Here is a 17,633-nt window from a genome sequence, read left to right on the forward strand (position 1 = left end):
GGAAGGACGACCCGTGACCTTCACCTCCCCTCTGCTCGGCGCGGACACCGCCGACCTCTACCGCGGCCTCGTCGCCGCCGGCGTCGACCGCGTGGCGGACCGGATCGCCGCGGCGGACCGGCCGTTCACCGGGATCACGCCGGACCGGCTCGCCGAAGAGGTCGCCGCCGTCGACCTCGACCGGCCCCTCGGCGACGCGACCGCCGCCCTCGACGAACTCGAGGACCTCTACCTGCGCGACGCCGTCTACTTCCACCATCCGCGCTACCTCGCCCACCTGAACTGCCCGGTGGCCGTCCCCGCCCTGCTCGGCGAGGCCGTGCTGTCGGCCGTCAACTCCTCGCTCGACACCTGGGACCAGAGCGCCGGCGGCACGCTGATCGAACGCCGCCTGATCGAGTGGACGGCCGGGCGCCTCGGCCTCGGCCCCGCCGCCGACGGGGTGTTCACGAGCGGCGGCACGCAGTCCAACCTCCAGGCCCTGCTGCTGGCCCGCGAAGAGGCGTGCGGACGCGCGCCCGCTCGGGCGGGCGTACTCCCCCGGCTGCGCGTCCTCGCCTCCACCCACGGACACTTCAGCGTGGTCAAGGCGGCGCGGCTGCTGGGCCTCGGCGACGACGCGGTGATCGGAGTGCCGTGCGACCGGGACCGGCGGATGCGGCCGGGCGCGCTCGCCCGCGAGCTGGACCGGTGCCGCCGCGAGGGCCTGGTGCCGATGGCGGTGGTCGCGACCGCCGGGACCACCGACTTCGGCGGCATCGACCCGCTGCCGGAGATCGCCGAACTGTGCGCGCGGGCCGGCGTGTGGCTGCACGTCGACGCGGCGTACGGGTGCGGGCTGCTGGTGTCGCGCCGCCGGCACCTCCTCAACGGCGTCGAGCGGGCCGACTCGGTCACCGTCGACTACCACAAGTCCTTCTTCCAGCCGGTCAGCTGCAGCGCGGTGCTCGTACGGGACGGAGCCGTGCTGCGGCACGTGACCTACCACGCCGACTACCTCAACCCCGCGCGCAGCGCCGCGCAGGGCGTGCCCAACCAGGTCGACAAGAGCCTGCAGACCACCCGCCGGTTCGACGCCCTGAAGCTGTGGCTCACCCTGCGCATCATCGGCGCGGACACGGTCGGCGGGCTCTTCGACGCGGTGCTCGACCGGGCCGCCGAGGCGTGGACGCTGCTGGACGCCGACCCGCGCTTCGAGGTAGTCGTACGGCCGCGGCTGAGCACCCTCGTGTTCCGCTACGCGCCGCCCGGGGCGAGTGACGCGACGCTCGACCGGGCGAACCTGCACGCGGCCGCCGCGCTGTCCGCCTCCGGGGCGGCGGTCGTGGCCACGACGGTCGTCGACGGCCGTCACCACCTGAAGTTCACGCTCCTGAACCCGCGCACCACCATCCGCGACATCGCCGACGTCCTCGACCTCCTCGCCGGGCACGCCCGCGACCTCCTGGGAGACGACCTTGCCCACGCCTCATGACTTCGTGGCCATCGGACTGGGCCCGTTCAACCTCGGCCTCGCCTGCCTGACCGACCCGATCGACGATCTCGACGGGATCTTCCTGGAGAGCGAGCCGGAGTTCGACTGGCACCCGGGCATGCTGCTGGAGGGCACCACGCTGCAGACGCCCTTCCTCGCCGACCTGGTCACGCTGGCCGACCCGACCTCGCCGTTCTCGTTCCTCAACTACCTGAAGACGTGGGGGCGCCTGTACCCCTTCTACATCCGCGAGAGCTTCTTCCCGCTGCGCGCCGAGTACGTCGACTACTGCCGCTGGGCGGCCGGCCGGCTGCCCACGATCCGCTTCGGCCACCACGTCACGGCCGTGGAGTACGACGAGGCCGAGGAGGTCTACGTCGTCCACGCCGACCGGGCGGCCACCGGCGACCGCGCGACCTTCCGTGCCCGGAACCTGGTCCTGGGCACCGGGACCCCGCCGTACGTCCCGGACTGCTGCCGCGACCTGCCCGGCGACGCGCTGCACTCCTCCGAATACCTGCCGAACCGCTCCGCGCTGCGGGCCAAGCGCAGCGTCACGGTCGTCGGCAGCGGCCAGAGCGCCGCGGAGATCTACCACGACCTGCTGCAGGACGTCGACGACGGCGGCTACGAGCTGAACTGGGTGACCCGGTCCCCCCGGTTCTTCCCGCTGGAGTACACCAAGCTGACGCTGGAGATGACGTCGCCGGAGTACGTCGACTACTTCCACGCGCTCCCCGCCCCGACCCGCGACCGGCTCTCGGCGGCCCAGAAGGGCCTGTACAAGGGGATCAACGCCGACCTCATCAACGAGATCTTCGACCTGCTGTACCGCAAGAGCCTCGTCCGGCCCTGCCCGACGCGGCTGCTGACCGGCACGGCGCTGCGCGAGGTCCGCCACGACGCCGCGACCGGCGCGTACACGCTCGGCCTGCGCCAGGAGGAGCAGGGCCGCGACTTCACGCTCACGACCGAGGGCCTGGTCCTCGCCACCGGCTACCGGTACCAGGTCCCCGCCTTCCTCACCCCGATCGCGGACCGCCTCCGGTGGGACCCGGCCGGGCGCCTCGCGGTCCGGCGCGACTACAGCGTCCACACGACCGGCGGCGGCGTCTACGTGCAGAACGCCGAGTTGCACACCCACGGCTTCACGGCACCCGACCTGGGCATGGCCGCCTACCGCAATTCCTGCGTCATCCGGAGCCTGCTCGGCCGCGAGCCCTACCCGGTCGAGCGGTCCATCGCGTTCCAGGAGTTCGGCGCCCCCACGGAGGAGGTCGTGGCCGAATGACGGTGTTCTCCCGGACCGACGACCGGCTCGGCGAGTTCGCGCTCCGCCCCGTCGACCCGATCGGCGACGCGGCCCTGCTGCACCGCTGGGTCACGCACCCCAAGTCGGTGTTCTGGATGATGGGCGACGCGAGCCCGTCCGACGTGGTCGCGGAGTTCGAGGCCATCGCGGCGCGGCCCGGGCACGACGCGTTCCTCGGCCTGCACGAGGGCCGGCCGGCCTTCCTCGTCGAACGCTACGACCCGGGCCGCGAGCTCGGTGCGGTGTACGACGCGCGCCCCGGCGACGTCGGCATGCACTTCCTGGTCGCGCCGGCCGACACGCCGATCCACGGCTTCACCCGTGCCGTGCTCGTCACGGTGATGGAGTTGCTGTTCGCCGACCCGCGGACCCGCCGCGTCATCGTCGAACCCGACGTGCGCAACACGGCGGTCCACGTGCTCAACGCGACCGTCGGCTTCGACGTCGTCGGCACCGTGCCGCTGCCGGGCAAGCAGGCCCTGCTGAGCGTCTGCACCCGCGAGCGGTACGCGGCGACCCGAGTTCCCGGCGAGCGCCCCGACGCCCCTGACGCCGTCGCGCACCTGACGCCCGGACGCTGGGCGCACGCGAACCGGCTCCTGGTCCGCAAGGCGCTCGCCGAGTTCGCGCACGAACGGCTGCTGATCCCCGAACGGCTGCCCGACGGCCGGTACGCCGTGCGCGGCGACGACGGCGGCGTGGAGTACCGGTTCGCGGCCCGCGTCATGGCCCTGGACCACTGGCGGATCGACGCGGGCTCCATCACCCGCCGGCGGTCCGGCGCCGAGCTTCCACTGGACGCCGTCGACCTGATCCTGGAGCTGCGGCACACGCTCGGCCTCACCGACGACGTGCTCCCCGTCTACCTGGAGGAGATCACCAGCACGCTCGCGAGCAGCGCGTTCAAGCTGGCCCGGCCGCCGGTCCCCGCGGCCGACCTTGCACGGGCGGACTTCCAGGCCGTCGAGACCGGCATGACGGAGGGCCACCCCTGCTTCGTGGCGAACAACGGGCGTCTCGGCTTCGACGCCGAGGAGTATCACCGGTACGCCCCGGAGGCGGCCCGGCCCGTCCGCCTGCTGTGGCTGGCCGCGCACCGGGACCACTGCGCGTTCACCGGCGGCGCGGGCCTGGACAACGACGCGCTGATGCGCGCGGAGCTCGGCGAGCGGGTCCTCGACCGGTTCGCCGCGACGATGACCGGGCTCGGGCTGGACCTCGCCGATTTCCACCTGATCCCCGTCCACCCGTGGCAGTGGTGGAACCGCCTGTCGGTGACGTTCGCGGGCGAGGTGGCGCGCCGCCGCCTGGTGTTCCTCGGGCCGGGGGACGACGAGTACCTCGCCCAGCAGTCGATCCGGACGTTCTTCAACGTGACCGCGCCGTCGAAGCACTACGTCAAGACGGCCCTGTCCGTGCTGAACATGGGCTTCCTGCGCGGCCTGTCCGCGGAGTACATGGCGGCGACCCCGGCCATCAACGACTGGGTCGCCGACCTGGTCGCCGGCGACGAGGTGCTCAAGCGGACCGGCCTGGCCGTCCTGCGGGAGCGCGCCGCGGTCGGCTACCACCACGAGCAGTACGCCGCCGCCTCGGACAAGAGCTCCGCGTACCGGAAGATGCTCGCCGCGCTGTGGCGGGAGAGCCCGGTCCCGCTGCTCGGGCCCGGCGAGCGGCTCGCGACCATGGCCTCGCTCCTGCACGTCGACCGGGCGGGCGACTCCCTGGCGAGCGCCCTGATCGGAGGGTCGGGTCTGGAGCCGGCCGCGTGGCTGCGCCGGTACCTCGACGCCTACCTGACGCCGATCCTGCACTGCTTCTACGCCCACGACCTGGTCTTCATGCCGCACGGCGAGAACGTCATCCTCGTCCTCGACGAGCGGGGCGTCCCCCGGCGCGCCGTCTTCAAGGACATCGCCGAGGAGATCGGCGTGATGAGCGCGGACCGGCCGCTGCCACCCGCGATCGAGCGGATCCGCGCGGACGTGCCCGAGGACGTGAAGATCCTGTCGATCTTCACGGACGTCTTCGACTGCTTCTTCCGCTTCCTCAGCGCGGCCCTCGACGCGGACGGCACTCTGGACGAGGAGGGCTTCTGGTCGACGGTGGCCGCGTGCGTCGCCGACTACCAGGACTCCGTCCCTCACCTGGCCGACCGGTTCGCACGCCACGACCTGTTCGCCGAACGCTTCGCGCTGTCCTGCCTGAACCGGCTGCAACTGCGGAACAACCGGCAGATGGTCGACCTGGCCGACCCGGCCGGCGCGCTGCAGTTCTCCGGCACCCTGGACAACCCCATCGCGCGCTTCGCGCGGTAGCGCTGAGCGGTCTGTGACCATCGGCATCCTGTTCCGGCCTCACCGGTGAGCCCGAAGGGCACTCCGGATCGACCGGCCTAGGGTGGAGTCACCTGCTGTGCCGACGCGGCTGGTGAGAGCGTTGGACCGCCTCCCTTCGGAAGGCGGTCCAACGGCGCGGACGCAGGTCAGAGCGTCGCGACTTGGAGCACGAGCTTGCCGGTGGTCGCTCCTGCTTCGATGCGGCGGTGCGCCTCGACGGCCCGTTCCAGGGGCAGGGTTTCGACCTGGACCCGCAGGGTGCCCTTCGCCGCGGCCGCCACCGCGCGGCGCAGCGCCCGGCCCGCCTCTTCGGGGAAGGCGGCGGAGAAGGCGGCCAGGTTGAAACCGGAGACCGTCTTATTGGTGAACCACAGCTCGTTGGCCGGGACCCCGACGTCGTCGGCGCCTGACGCGTTGCCCATCACCACGAGGCGTCCCATCGGCGCCAGCCGGTCCAGGCTGGCGCGGCGAGCGGGGCCGCCGACCATGTCGACGATGATGTCGAACTCCCCCGCCTCGGCGATCCGGTCGCGCAGGATCACCTCGTCATAGCCGAAGTTCCTGGCGGTCTCGATCTTGGCCTCGCTGCCGACCGTGCCGACCACGCGGCCCGCGCCCAGCAGCCGGGCGGCCTGGCCGAGCTGGCTGCCCACGCCTCCGGCCGCGGCATGGACCAGGACGCTCTGTCCGGGCTCGATGCGCGCCACCCGATCGAGCACCAGAAAAGCGGTGGTGCTGTTGGACGGCAGCGCCGCGGCCACGTCCAGCCCGAGCCCGAGGTCGTCCAGCGGAGCGACCAGGTCGGCGGAGGTGACGGCCACCTCCGCGTAGCCACCGCTGTCGACGATCGTCAACGCCGCCACCCGCTGGCCGACCGTCAGATCCTCGACGCCCTCACCGACGGCACGGATCCGGCCCGCGACCTCGATGCCGGGCACGAAGGGCAACGGCACGTCCACCACGCCACGCCGGTAGAGGACCTCGGCGAAGTTGGCGCCCGCGTACGCCACGTCGATGGCGACCTGGCCCGGGCCGGGCTCGGGGATCGCCACCTTGTCCGTGCGGAGAACCTCGGCCTCGCCGAACTCGGGGATGGTCACTGCCTTCATCTGCTCGCTGCTGCTCATGGAGGTGAGTCTGCTGTCGCGGCACGGACTCGGGCAGTGTCAGCTCATCCTGGGTGTGTCAGCACCAGGCTGCGCTCCCGCATCAGCTTCTCCAGCCGCTCCTGGGTGCCGGTGCCCGGACGCGGGTTGTGCAGGATCAGATGATGTCCGGGGTGCTCGGGCAGCGGCAGCAGCGTGGCGTCGAAGGTCAGCGTCCCGGCCTCCGGGTGATCGACCGCCTTCACCGCGCTGGTGTGCTCGGCCACGTCGTGGCGCGCCCACAGTTCGGCGAACTCCGGGCTGACCTCGGCCAGCTCGGTGGCGATGCGGTCGAACTCCGGGTCGTCGGGATAGCGCGCGGCATCGGCGCGGAAGCCTGCGGCCACGTCGGGCGCGGTCTCGGTCCAGTGCCGGTGCACCACCCGGTAGCGGGTGTTGGTGAAGAAGGAGACCAGGCAGTTGTGGTCGGTCTCGCCATAGCCGAACACGACCCGGGCGGCGTCGTTGATGGCGGTGAAGTTCCAGTGGCGGTCGCGGATGTAGCCGGGCCGCGGCGACCAGGCGTCCAGCAGCCGCTGGACCTCCGGGGAGGCGGGTACGGAAGCCGAGGCTCGGGCCTGCGGCGGGTTGAGCCCGGCCAGCAGGTACAGGTGCGCGCGCTCGGCGGAGTCCAGCAGCAGCGCACGGGCGACCGCGTCGAGGACCTCCTCGGACACCTTGATGTCGCGCCCCTGTTCCAGCCACGTGTACCAGGACACCCCGACCCCGGCCAGCACCGCGACCTCCTCGCGCCGCAGCCCCGGCGTACGGCGGCGACCGCCCGCCGGCATCCCGACATCCTCGGGCGAGACCCGCGCCCGCCGGCTGCGCAGGAACTCCCGCAGCTCGGCCCGTCGTCGGTCACGGGACATGGAGGAATCAGCGCTGGCCATGGCCCCAAGCCTAAGCAGTTCCCTCGGGCAGTTCCGCCTGGAGCGTGTCGAGTGTCCGGGTCAGCCATGCGCGTCGGCGAATCAAAGGCCGGCTGGTCGAACGCCCGGGCTCTACCGGGCGTTCGACCAGCGCGCCGACGAAGTCATCAAGGCACAGCCGTACTCATCGTCCGCTGCGCGCCCTGTGGGCGTCCCCGGTCCCCCCGAACACCGGTGGGAAGCGCACGGGCAGAGCGGTCAGGGCCCGGTGGAAGGGACCTGTCCGCCACTCCAGCTCAGCGGCCGGGACGGCCGGCTCCATGCCGGGCAGCGAGTCGAGCAGCCTCTCGATGGCCACCGTGGCGATGAGCTGGGCGGGCCGCTTGGCCGGGCAGGCATGGGGGCCCCCACCCCATGCCAGGTGGGCACGGTTACCGACCCGGTTGCCGGAGGCCGTGGACGGGTCCGTGTTGGCGGCGGCGAAGCTGATGACCACCGGCTGGTCGGCGGGCAGGAGAACACCGCGGAATTCGACGTCCCGTTCGGGATAGGTGAAGGCGAAGTTCGCTATCGGGGGGTCCGTCCACAGGAGCTCGTCGAGTGCGTCCTCAATGAGCAGATTGCCGCCCCAGACGTCACCGGCGACCTGATCGCTCGTCAGCATCAGCCGGAGTGTGTTGGCGATGAGGTTCTGCTCCGGCTCGGCACCGGCTCCCATGAGCAAGAGGACCTGGTGCAGTGCCTCCTCGTCCGACAGGCCCGCGGGGTGAGCCAGTATCCGGGAGGCCAGGTCGTGTTCGGGGTTCTGACGTTTGAGGGCGATGAGCTCGGCCACCCCACGTGTCAATCCGGCGTTCGCCCGCTTGGCGTCCACGCCGTCGAAGATCCCCTTGTAGTGGGCGGCGAGCCGCTCACTGAGGTCAGGCGGGCAGCCGAGCGCCTGGCTGAAGACCATGAGCGGCAAGGGCCGGGCGAACTGGCCGAGCAGGTCGGCTTCCCCCGCGGAGCGGAATTCGCGGATCAGGGCTTCGGCGCTGTTCTCGACGTGATCGCGGAGCACGTTGGGGTCGACGGACACCAGCCCGTCGGTCACCACCTGCCGGAGGCGCGCGTGGACGTTCCCGTCGGTGTACATGCAGTTCGGCCGGTACATCATCAGCGGCAGAACCGGGCAGTCCCGGGAGACGCGCTTTTCCCAACGACGCGGGTCCTTGGGGAAGGTGACAGGATCGCGCAACACCTCCAACGCGGCCGTGTATCCGATGATGAGCGTGGCGGGGACACCGGGCGCCAACTCGACCGGGACCACGTCGCCGTACTCGCGAAGCCGCGCATACGTACGCGCCGGGTCGGCGGCGAATTCCGGGTCGAAGAGCCGTGCCCGGACCGGGCCCGTGGGAAGGCTCGGCACTGGGCTCCGTCTCGATATTCGGGGAAGGGCGGCCACTGTCGACTCCTCACTGAAGGAAGGGGAAGTAGATTCCATTACTTCGTCATCGGTTGTCGAGATTTATTCGATCGCACAACACGCGCGGCGCGAAATATCGCACTCGGCCGGACGAGGTCATTGGGGTGGGCCCGCATATTCGCTACCTGAAGGAATCGATGATTGATATCCGCGTCAGCGACGGACGCCTGCAGTATCAGATTGCTTATCCGGCGTGCGACCCGGTAGCCGCGCGGATACGGCCCATTGACATGCGGCAATGCGAGGTCGTTGAGCGTGGAGGTCTGCCAGGCGGCGTCGATGACGATCCGGACCATTTCGAAATAGTCTCTGGCGGGCTTCGACAACGAGGGCGCGGATCTCAGATAGGCCGACAGACAGGATGCGTGCAGCGCGGCCGATGACATGCCCTGGCCATAGATGGGATTGAAGGACGCCACGGCGTCCCCCACAGCGAGCAGGCCGGCGGGGAGGTGACTCATCAGATGGAAATCACGTCGCCGGGAGTCGGCCTGCCGGTAGGTCGTCACCGGGGCGATCATCTGGCATGTGTCCGCCACCTCCGCGAACATCGGCGGCAGTCGCCGGCAACGCTCCCGGAAGTCGTCGGGGTCCCGCGTCGGGCGGTCGGCTGCGAATCCCGACAACAAGATGGCCCAGCGGTCTTCTTCGACCGCGGTCAGCACACTCGTCCCGGCGCGACGCCCGTTCTGTGGCAGAACGATTGCCTGCACGGTGGTCGCCCCTGGAGATCCTTCACCTCGGCGGAATTCGGCGGTGGCGTAGTTGAGATCGATGCCGATGCGCCGCATGGCCGGACGCGGCAGGCCGGCCCGCTCCAGCCAGTCGCTCAGCCGGCTCGATCGACCCATCGCGTCGACCACCAGGTCGGCGGCCATGGTCCTGACCTTGTCGGCGGGCTCGCCGGCGAGAGTGCACCGCACGCCCGAGACGCGGTCCCCAGAGAAAATCACGTCGCGCGTTTGCGCCTGCACGGAGTGGACATTCGGCAGGGAAAGGGTTCTGGCGCGAACCTGGCGTTCCAGGAACGGGCGGCTGGCGCTGATGATCTCATTGGCCACGGGCACCTTGGCGGCGCCGTTGACATACATGCGAATGGCGTCGTCCCGGGAGTGCACGGCGCCCGCCGCCACCAGATCATCGGAGAATCCGGGAAACCAGCGATCGAGTTGTACACGGCCGCCGTCCAGCAGCACATGGACCTGCGCGCCCTGGGGCACCCCCGGCCGCCTCTCGTCCTCAGCCGTCAGGTCGTCCCGTTCGATGATCACCACTTCGGCGGCGTGCTCGCTGAGGACCCGTGCCGCGAGCAGGCCGGCGATGCTGCCACCCATCACGACGGCACGCCGCAGAATGACCCTGCTGTCGGCCGGCGGCTGTGAAGTGCCGAGTTCCCGGAAACGACGAGATGATTTATTGCTCATGAATCAGCAGACTTCCGGGCTATGCCACCGATGTGCCAAATACGCTCCGCCGCGGTGGGGTCCACCGGACCCTCTGGGTTCCAGGCCGGTATCCACACCACTCCTGGAGATATGACGTCGAAGTCACCGAAGAAACGCGTTATCGGTTCCCTGCCGCGCGCCGTGGCCGAAGGATTCGCGCCTCGATAGGCGTTCATTACACCGTTCACCTTGTCTGGATGAATGTCCGAGCATGCGTGTGAAATGGCGAGATAGCTACCGGGCGCCAACGCGGCGCGGATCGTGTCCATGACTTCATCCGGCCGATCGTCGTCGGATATGAAGTGCAGAACCGAGGTAAGCAGTATCGCGACCGGCTCACGCAGGTCTATGAGCTGCATGAGTTCCGGGTGGCCAAGAAGTCCGCCGGGATCGCGCAGGTCGGCGCCGATGACCTTGATGTGGTCGTTCTCGGTCAGCAGCGCCTGCCCGTGAGCGATGACGATGGGGTCATTGTCCACATAGACCACTCGGGCGTTCGGGGCGACGCCTTGTGCGACCTGATGGACGTTCTCGGCCGCCGGAAACCCCACCCCGATCTGGACGAACTGCTCGATGCCGCACTCACTCACGAGGTGGCGAACGACGCGTCGTGTGAAGCGGCGATCCTCGATGGCGATCTGCCGTATCGCCGGGTCGGCCCGGACGGCTTCTCGTGCGCGTTCCCGGTCGACCTTGAAGTTGTCCTTGCCATCCAGCAGACAGTCGATCACTCGGGCTATCGACGCCGTCGCGGACGTCACCCGTGGACGGCCTGCCGGGAGCGGCCGATCGTCGTGCCGGAGTCGCGGCGAAGCTGGATGCACGCGGACAGGATGTGATCACGAGGGTCCTCCCGGCATCCGTACTCGTACCGAGTTCCGCACGGAACGGCGGGTCGGCCGACGGCCGGTACCGCCGACGGAGGCCCGGCAGGGCCGATTCAGGTGTCGAGGCGTTACCGAGATCACTACGATGGCACCCGACCTGACATGGACCGTGACAGGGTCGCTGTCGGGCAGAGACCGGATGCGGACGGTGTCGGTGGCGGAGCGGACCGAGAACAGATGGCGTGGCGGCTACATTCCAGCCGAGTTGAACGGTTTCATCGGGCGGAGAGAACTCCTCTCCACCGCGAAGGCCAGACTGGCCGACCCTCAGCTACGGCTCCTCTCCCTGACCGGCGCCGGCGGAACGGGGAAGACCCGGCTCGCAATGCGGCTGGCGAACAGCGCACGGCGGGCCTATCCCGACGGCGTGTGGTGGGTGGATCTCGCCTCCATCGTCGACTCGTCCTCGGTCGGCGGGGCGATCGTCGGCGCACTGCCCATCGACGACGTGTCGGTACGCGAGGCCGGTGATGTCCTGATCAGGGTGCTGGCCGGGCGAGCGCTCCTGCTGGTGCTGGACAACTGCGAGCACCTCATCCAGGCGATCGCACCTCTTGTGGTCCGTCTCCTGCACGGATGTCCTGAACTCCGGATCGTGGCGACCAGCCGGGCCCCCTTGCGATGCGAGGGTGAGCACCTGCTGGACGTCCCGCCGCTGAGCGTGCCCGCCGATCCCGAGCACGCCGTGGCATCCGAGTACGAGGCGATGCGGCTCTTCGAAGCGAGAGCCGGTGCCGCACGGGCAGACTTCACGATCACGACGGAGAACGCCGCCTACGTGGCGCGCCTCACGAAGATGCTGGACGGCATCCCGCTGGCGATCGAGCTCGCAGCCCCTCTCGTCCGCGTGATGTCACTGCCCGACATCGTGTCACTGCTGTCGACCTTCCGGTTCAGAACCTCGATGAAGGAAGCGGGTGCTCTGGCCCATCACCGGACCCTCTGGGACAGCTTCGAGTGGAGCTACCAGTTGTGTTCTCGAGATGAGCAGTTGCTGTGGACCCGGCTGGCCGTGTTCGCGGGCAGCTTCACCGCGGACGCCGCGGTGGCCGTCGCCTCCGATCACGCGCTCGACGCCGACCGGGTGCCGATGATCCTGGGGGGACTGGTCAGCAAGAACATCGTCACGGCCGATACCGACTCGGTTCCCACGCGGTACGCCATGCTCTCGACGGTGCGCGAATACGGGCAGGCTCGGCTGTCCTCCGGAGAGAAGCACGAGCCCGTCTCTCCGCCGGATCGGCTCGTACGCGAGACCGGCGACGAATCGGCGGCGTACCGCAGGCTCAGGGCGCACTTCCTGCGCCGGGCCGACCACTGCGGTCGGCATTGGTACGGACCGGACGAGACGCGATACCTGTGGGAGGCCGGCCAGGACCTGCCCAATTACCGGGCCGTTCTCGATCGATGTGCCACGGCCACGACGCTCGAGGAGGCCGAGGACGGGGCCAGGATCGCGATAGCGTTGGCGACCCTTCGCCTGTGGTTCTTCGGCGGATCGCTGGGCGAAGGGCTGCGGGCGTTGCTGCGCGCCGATGAGGCCCTGGTGCGCACCAACGCCTCCGATCCGCTCCGGCTGACCGTACTCACCAAGGCGGGCTGGATCGCGCTGTGCCTGGGCGATCAGGCCTGCGCCGAGGACCTCCTCGAACGCTGCCGAGTACTGGCGGCGCGAGTGACCCATGGGCATGAGACGGAGGTCGCGCTGGCCGGCCTCACCTTCTTCACCGGTGCGGCGGACCTGTTCGTACGCGGTGACCCCGCCGCACTCGGACTATTCGCCAAGGCACGGGACGACCTGGCCGCCGCGGATGATCCCGGCGCCGTTCCCCTGGCAGAGATGTTCCATGCCCTCGCGGCCGCGTTCATGGCACCCGAGGCGGACGCCCTGGCCATCACCGAGCGGCATCTGGCCGATACACGTGCCCATGGCGCGCCATGGGCGGTCACCTGGGCGCAGTGGGCCCGTGCCGTGACGGAACTCCGCCACGGAAGCCCGCAGGCCGCCGTCGCGATGTTCAGATCCGCGCTGCGCGCGCAGTGGGACATGGGCGACCGATGGGGGTCGACATGGTGCGTGGAGTCGCTGGCCTGGTGCGCAGCCGCCCGTCACCATTTCGAGGAAGCCGCCCTGCTCCTCGGCGCGGCGCAGAAGATGCAGCACACGCTGGGCGTGGCGATCAGCCGTCTGCGCCCTTGGGCACAAGCGCGCGCGGCCTGTGTCGATCAGGCGCGTACGGCCCTCCACGAGGACTATCAGGTCACCGAGGGCTACGGCATGGAGATGGACGTCGACACCGTCGTCGACCTCGCGCTCGGCCAGCCCTCCGCGCCGCAGGCCGACGCCCCGCCACCACCGAGAGCCGTCAAGCCGCCGCTCAGCGAGAAACAGCAGGCCGTGGCCGGACTGATCGCCGAAGGAAAGACCGATAAACAGATCGCTGCGGCCCTGTTCCTCAGCCCGCGCACGGTGCAGTCGCACGTGAGTGCCATCCTCCGCAGACTCGGATTCAACAGCCGTACGGAAGTCGCCAAATGGGTCGTCGAACGCGCTGAGCCCGGCCTTCAGCGGGTAACGCCGACGGTGGAGCGCAGGCCGATCGGGGGGAGGTAGTCACGTACGAGCCGGCGGTCCCACCACCGGCCGGTCTCGCGGCGTTCGTGCCAGGTGGTGAAGCGGTAGCGGTAGAGGCGGGCGCGGACGACGGCGGGCGGGGTGTCCGGGAAGGGATCGTGCCGGAGCAGCCGGAGCGTCGCACGGTCGCCCATCAGCAGCTTCTCGGCGAGGGGGACGATCCACGGCTCCGCGTACAGGGAGGACAGCCCGGCGAACCACATCAGCCAGTCGAGGCGGAGGTGGTAGGGCGCGAACTGCGGCGGCCGCCGCCGAGGGTCGCCCGGCTTGCCCTTGAACTCGTACTCCCGCCACTCGCTGTCCGGACCGGGGTCGGGGTCCGCGGTGCCCTCGATGACGACCTCGTACCGGGTCCTGGTGATGCTGCCGAACGCGCCGTAGGAGTTCACCAGGTGCAGCGGGTTGAAGCTGGCGTTCATCCGTTGCCGCCGGGAGACGAGGTTGGCGACCGGCCAGTAGCTGAGCACGACGACCAGCACGGTGACCGCGATGACCAGCGCCTGGTGCCACGCCGGGTCGCCGGTGGGCCCGGAGGACACCGGCAGGCCGAGCGCCCGCCAGTCGACGACGGAGGTCGCCAGGATCGCGGTGATCCAGTTCAGCCAGGCGAAGTTGCCGGAGACGATCAGCCACAGCTGGGTGACGATGACGATCGCGGCCGCGACCGTGGCGTACGGCTGCGGCGCGAACAGCCCGAACGGCACGATCAGCTGGGTGAAGTGGTTGGCCCCCACCTCGACGCGGTGCAGCGGCTTGGGCAGCCGGTGGAAGTACCAGCTGAGCGGGTTCGGCATCGGCTGGGTCTCGTGGTGGTAGTACAGGCACGTCAGGTCGCGCCAGCACGGGTCGCCGCGCAGCTTGATCAGGCCGGCGCCGAACTCCAGGCGGAACAGCAGCCAGCGCAGCAGCCACAGGATCAGCACCGGCGGCGCGGTGCGCGCGTTGCCGAGGAAGATCGTCAGGAAGCCCGCCTCGCACAGCAGCGACTCCCAGCCGAAGCCGTACCAGACCTGCCCGACGTTGACGATCGACAGGTACAGCAGCCACAGGAGCGCCCAGAGCACCATCGACGCCCACAGCGGCACCGCGTCGGCGAGTCCCGCCAGGACGGCGGCCGACACGGCGGTGCCGGTCCAGGCGACGGTTCCGAGGAACCGGTCCGAGTAGTGGAGGTGGAAGAGGCTCGGCGCCCGCCGGAACGACACCCTTCGCAGGTACGCCGGCACCGGGGTCAGCCCCCGCTCCCCGGCCAGCGCGCGGAACTGACCGACCGCGCAGAGGAACGCGATGAGGTAGATCGCGGCGAGGCCCCGCTGGAAGATCAGCCGGCCCGGCCAGTACCCGGGGTCCGTGAGCCATCGCACGGCCGCCGCACCTCCTCTCCGGAGAGCCGGAAGACGCGGCGCAGGGCGACGAGGGCGGCGTGGTGCCCGCACATGCCGTGCACGCCCGGGCCCGGCGGGGTCGCGGAGGAGCAGAGGTAGATGCCCGGGTTCGGCGTGGCGTACGGAACCCGGGCCATGGTGGGCCGGAACAGCAACCGCAGGTGGTCGCACGCCCCGCCGGCGATGTCACCGCCGACGTTGTTCGGGTTGCGCGCCTCGATCACGGCCGGTCCCGACACCGCGCGGGCGAGCACCAGGTCCGTGAAGCCCGGGGCGAACCGTTCGATCTGCCGCTCGATCGCGCCGGTCAGGTCGCCCGGCCAGTCGCGGGGCACGTGCCCGTAGACCCACAGGACGTGCGAGCCGGCCGGGGCGCGGGACGGATCGGACAGGCTCGGCTGGGCGACGATGAGGAACGGACGGTCCGGCGCCGCGCCCTCGTACGCGGTGCGCAGCGCCGTGCCGATCTCCGCGAACGACGGGCCGAGGTGTACGGTGCCGGCCCGCCGGCAGGCCTCGGCCCGCCACGGCACGGGACCGGACAGCGCGTAGTCGACCTTGAAGGCGGCCGGGCCGTGCCGGTACCGGCGCAGCCGGTCGGCGAACCCGTCCGGCAGCCGGGGGCCGGCGAGGGCGGCCAGGTGCTCGGGCATGACGTCGCACAGGTACGCGCGGGCGGAGGGCAGCTCGTCGAGATTCCGTACGTGTCGTCCCGTCTCGATCCGGCCGCCGAGGGAGCGCAGGTGGTCCGCCAGCGCGTCGGCGATCGCCTGCGAGCCGCCGGCCGGGAACGGCCAGCCGACCTCATGGGCCGCGAGGGCGAACAGCAGCGCGATCCCCCCGGTCGCGGGCGTGCTGAGCGGCGCGATGGCGTGCGCGGCCAGTCCCGCGAGCAGGCCGCGGGCGTGTTCGCCCCGGAACAGCCGGGCCAGCAGCGCGGCGGGCGCGGCGGCCCGGACGCCGAACCGGGCGAGCAGCATCGGGTGGGCGGGCAGGCCGTCGAGCGGGGCGCGCAGCACGTCGGGCGCGAGGTCCGCCCAGCGGTCCAGGAACGGCCCGATCAGGGCGCGGTAGGCCGGGCCGTCCCGCCCGAGGACGACCGAGGTCTCCTCGACGGACCGGGCGAGGATCGCGGCCGACCCGTCGGGGAAGGGATGGGCGAGCGGGATGGGCGGCTCGACCCAGGTGACGCCGTGGCGCTCCAGCGGCAGCGCGCGGAAGGCGGGCGATCCGGCGCCGAGCGGATGGACTGCGGAGCAGACGTCGTGCCGGAACCCCGGCAGGGTCAGCTCCTCGGTTCGCGTCCCCCCGCCGACCTCCGCCGCCGCCTCGTACACCCGCACGGTCAGCCCGGCGCGGGCGAGCGTGACCGCCGCCGTCAGGCCGTTCGGACCCGCGCCGACCACGACCGCGTCGACTTCGACCATGAACCGTGGGCTGCCCCGACGGCAGATCGTTACACCGTCGGCGCCGCCCCTTCGCATGCGAAGGGGCGGCGCCGGTCCGGGCCGGGTGAGGGGTGTCAGCGGTCGACGGTGCCCAGGGTGACCGGCAGGGACAGCGGGCCGATCGTGAAGAAGGACGGCGAGTACGGAATGGCGTCCGGGTCGATCGTCAGGCCGAGCTCCGGGAACCGCCGGTAGAGCGAGGCGAGCGCCAGCCGGCTCTCCAGCCGGGCCAGCGGCGCGCCGATGCAGTACCGCGGGCCGTGCCCGAACCCGAGGTGCCCGGCCTTCTGCTCCCGGGTGAGGTCGAACCGGTACGCGGTCTCGCCGTACTCCTCCGGGTCGAGGCCGGCCGCCTGATAGACCACGCCGACCGCCTTGCCCTTGGGGATGTCCACCCCGGCGATGGTCACGTCCTCCGCGGTGAACCGGTAGCTGGTCATCATGACCGAGTGGCGGTAGCGCAGCGTCTCGTCGACCACGTCGGACCACCGGTCCCCGGCCTTGGCCAGCGCGAGCTGGTCGGGGTTCTGCGCGAGCGCCACGATGGCGTGCCCGAGGAGGTGGACGGTGGTCTCGTGGCCGGCGACCAGCATCAGCCACAGCAGGCCGACCAGTTCCTCGGTCGTGAGCCTGTCGCCCTCGTCACGGACCTGGACCAGGCCGGAGGTGAGGTCGTCACCCGGCTCCCGCTGCTTGCGCACCACCAGTTCGTGCAGGTAGGCCTGCAGGCTGTTCTGGGTCGCGAACGCCACGTCCGGCGGGGTGGTGTGCGCCAGCAACGTGGCGGTCCAGTCCCGTAGCCGGTGCCGCTCGTCGGCCGGTATGCCGAACAGCTCGCAGATCACCCACATCGGCAGCGCCTCGGTGAAGGTGGGGACCAGGTCGACGCCGTCACCGGCGGCCGCGACGTCGTCCAGCAGGCTGTCGACGATCTGCTGGATCCGCGGCTCCAGCGCCTGCACCCGTGCCGGAGTGAACGCCTTGCCGACCATGCCGCGCAGGCGCCGGTGGTCGCCGCCGTCCTTGGTCGACAGGTGACCGCCCTGGACGATGGCGCGCAGCGGCCAGTCCTCGGGGATCGTTCCGTCGTACAGGGCGGGCCAGTGCTCCGGCTCCCGGAGGAAGGTCTTGTTGTCCCCGGCGAGGATCTCCCGTACGGCGTCGTGGGTCAGGGCCAGGTAGGCGGCCACGCCTCCGGGGAACTCCACCTCGACCACGGGAGC

Annotated in this window: 12 protein-coding genes; 4 read left to right on the forward strand and 8 right to left on the reverse strand. The window is 70.7% G+C overall.

The window, feature by feature from the left end; genetic code table 11:
* Positions 1-13: 13 nt before the first annotated feature.
* The 3 genes from ABD978_RS32325 to ABD978_RS32335 are packed head-to-tail and all read left to right on the forward strand — an operon-like array spanning position 14 to position 5,104.
* Positions 14-1,474, forward strand: a complete 1,461-nt coding sequence (locus tag ABD978_RS32325; protein WP_425550790.1) for a pyridoxal phosphate-dependent decarboxylase family protein — start codon at positions 14-16, stop codon at positions 1,472-1,474.
* Entirely contained in the window at positions 1,458-2,765 is a 1,308-nt protein-coding gene (locus ABD978_RS32330; RefSeq protein WP_345363251.1) for a lysine N(6)-hydroxylase/L-ornithine N(5)-oxygenase family protein, read from the forward strand. Before ABD978_RS32325 ends, ABD978_RS32330 begins: the two co-directional genes overlap by 17 nt.
* Positions 2,762-5,104, forward strand: coding sequence for a GNAT family N-acetyltransferase (locus ABD978_RS32335; RefSeq protein ID WP_345363253.1), 2,343 nt, complete (start codon positions 2,762-2,764; stop codon positions 5,102-5,104). Before ABD978_RS32330 ends, ABD978_RS32335 begins: the two co-directional genes overlap by 4 nt.
* 167 nt (positions 5,105-5,271) lie before the next feature.
* Here the strand turns inward: ABD978_RS32335 and ABD978_RS32340 are convergent, their stop codons facing one another.
* The 5 genes from ABD978_RS32340 to ABD978_RS32360 form a co-directional block, all read right to left on the reverse strand.
* Positions 5,272-6,252 carry a quinone oxidoreductase family protein gene (locus tag ABD978_RS32340; RefSeq protein WP_345363255.1) on the reverse strand — a complete coding sequence of 327 codons (981 nt, stop codon included), beginning with the start codon at positions 6,250-6,252 and terminating at the stop codon, positions 5,272-5,274.
* A gap of 44 nt (positions 6,253-6,296) precedes the next feature.
* Complete coding sequence (locus ABD978_RS32345; RefSeq protein WP_345363257.1) at positions 6,297-7,163, reverse strand: helix-turn-helix transcriptional regulator; 867 nt, start codon at positions 7,161-7,163, stop codon at positions 6,297-6,299.
* Positions 7,164-7,326: 163 nt separating this feature from the next.
* Positions 7,327-8,553 (reverse strand): cytochrome P450, encoded by a 1,227-nt coding sequence (locus tag ABD978_RS32350; RefSeq protein WP_345363259.1) that lies wholly within the window; start codon positions 8,551-8,553, stop codon positions 7,327-7,329.
* Between the two features lie 74 nt (positions 8,554-8,627).
* Positions 8,628-10,034, reverse strand: a complete 1,407-nt coding sequence (locus ABD978_RS32355) for an FAD-dependent oxidoreductase (RefSeq protein WP_345363261.1) — start codon at positions 10,032-10,034, stop codon at positions 8,628-8,630.
* Entirely contained in the window at positions 10,031-10,879 is an 849-nt protein-coding gene (locus tag ABD978_RS32360) for an SAM-dependent methyltransferase (RefSeq protein WP_345363262.1), read from the reverse strand. Before ABD978_RS32360 ends, ABD978_RS32355 begins: the two co-directional genes overlap by 4 nt.
* Positions 10,880-11,147: 268 nt before the next feature.
* Here ABD978_RS32360 and ABD978_RS32365 point away from each other — a divergent pair, with 268 nt between their 5' ends.
* Positions 11,148-13,556 carry an ATP-binding protein gene (locus ABD978_RS32365; RefSeq protein ID WP_345363264.1) on the forward strand — a complete coding sequence of 803 codons (2,409 nt, stop codon included), beginning with the start codon at positions 11,148-11,150 and terminating at the stop codon, positions 13,554-13,556.
* On the opposite strand, the gene ABD978_RS32370 is transcribed toward ABD978_RS32365, so the two are convergent.
* From ABD978_RS32370 to ABD978_RS32380, 3 genes are all read right to left on the reverse strand, one after another.
* Positions 13,508-14,941: a lipase maturation factor family protein gene (locus ABD978_RS32370; protein ID WP_345363266.1), complete on the reverse strand. Its 1,434-nt coding sequence runs from the start codon at positions 14,939-14,941 to the stop codon at positions 13,508-13,510. The genes ABD978_RS32365 and ABD978_RS32370 overlap by 49 nt on opposite strands.
* Positions 14,899-16,389: a phytoene desaturase family protein gene (locus ABD978_RS32375; RefSeq protein WP_345363268.1), complete on the reverse strand. Its 1,491-nt coding sequence runs from the start codon at positions 16,387-16,389 to the stop codon at positions 14,899-14,901. The genes ABD978_RS32370 and ABD978_RS32375 overlap by 43 nt, the downstream gene beginning before the upstream one ends.
* A 95-nt stretch (positions 16,390-16,484) precedes the next feature.
* Positions 16,485-17,627, reverse strand: coding sequence for a cytochrome P450 family protein (locus tag ABD978_RS32380; RefSeq protein WP_345363270.1), 1,143 nt, complete (start codon positions 17,625-17,627; stop codon positions 16,485-16,487).
* Between the last annotated feature and the right edge of the window lie 6 nt (positions 17,628-17,633).

It is taken from the genome of Actinoallomurus liliacearum, assembly GCF_039542035.1.
GTDB lineage: Bacteria > Actinomycetota > Actinomycetes > Streptosporangiales > Streptosporangiaceae > Actinoallomurus > Actinoallomurus liliacearum.

What these genes read in the sequence shown, in the direction of transcription:
- ABD978_RS32355 (WP_345363261.1), bottom strand. Translation starts at nt 10,034, where the DNA reads ATGAGCAATAAATCATCTCGTCGTTTCCGGGAACTCGGCACTTCACAG.
- ABD978_RS32335 (WP_345363253.1), top strand. Translation starts at nt 2,762, where the DNA reads ATGACGGTGTTCTCCCGGACCGACGACCGGCTCGGCGAGTTCGCGCTC.
- ABD978_RS32375 (WP_345363268.1), bottom strand. Translation starts at nt 16,389, where the DNA reads ATGGTCGAAGTCGACGCGGTCGTGGTCGGCGCGGGTCCGAACGGCCTG.
- ABD978_RS32340 (WP_345363255.1), bottom strand. Translation starts at nt 6,252, where the DNA reads ATGAGCAGCAGCGAGCAGATGAAGGCAGTGACCATCCCCGAGTTCGGC.
- ABD978_RS32345 (WP_345363257.1), bottom strand. Translation starts at nt 7,163, where the DNA reads ATGGCCAGCGCTGATTCCTCCATGTCCCGTGACCGACGACGGGCCGAG.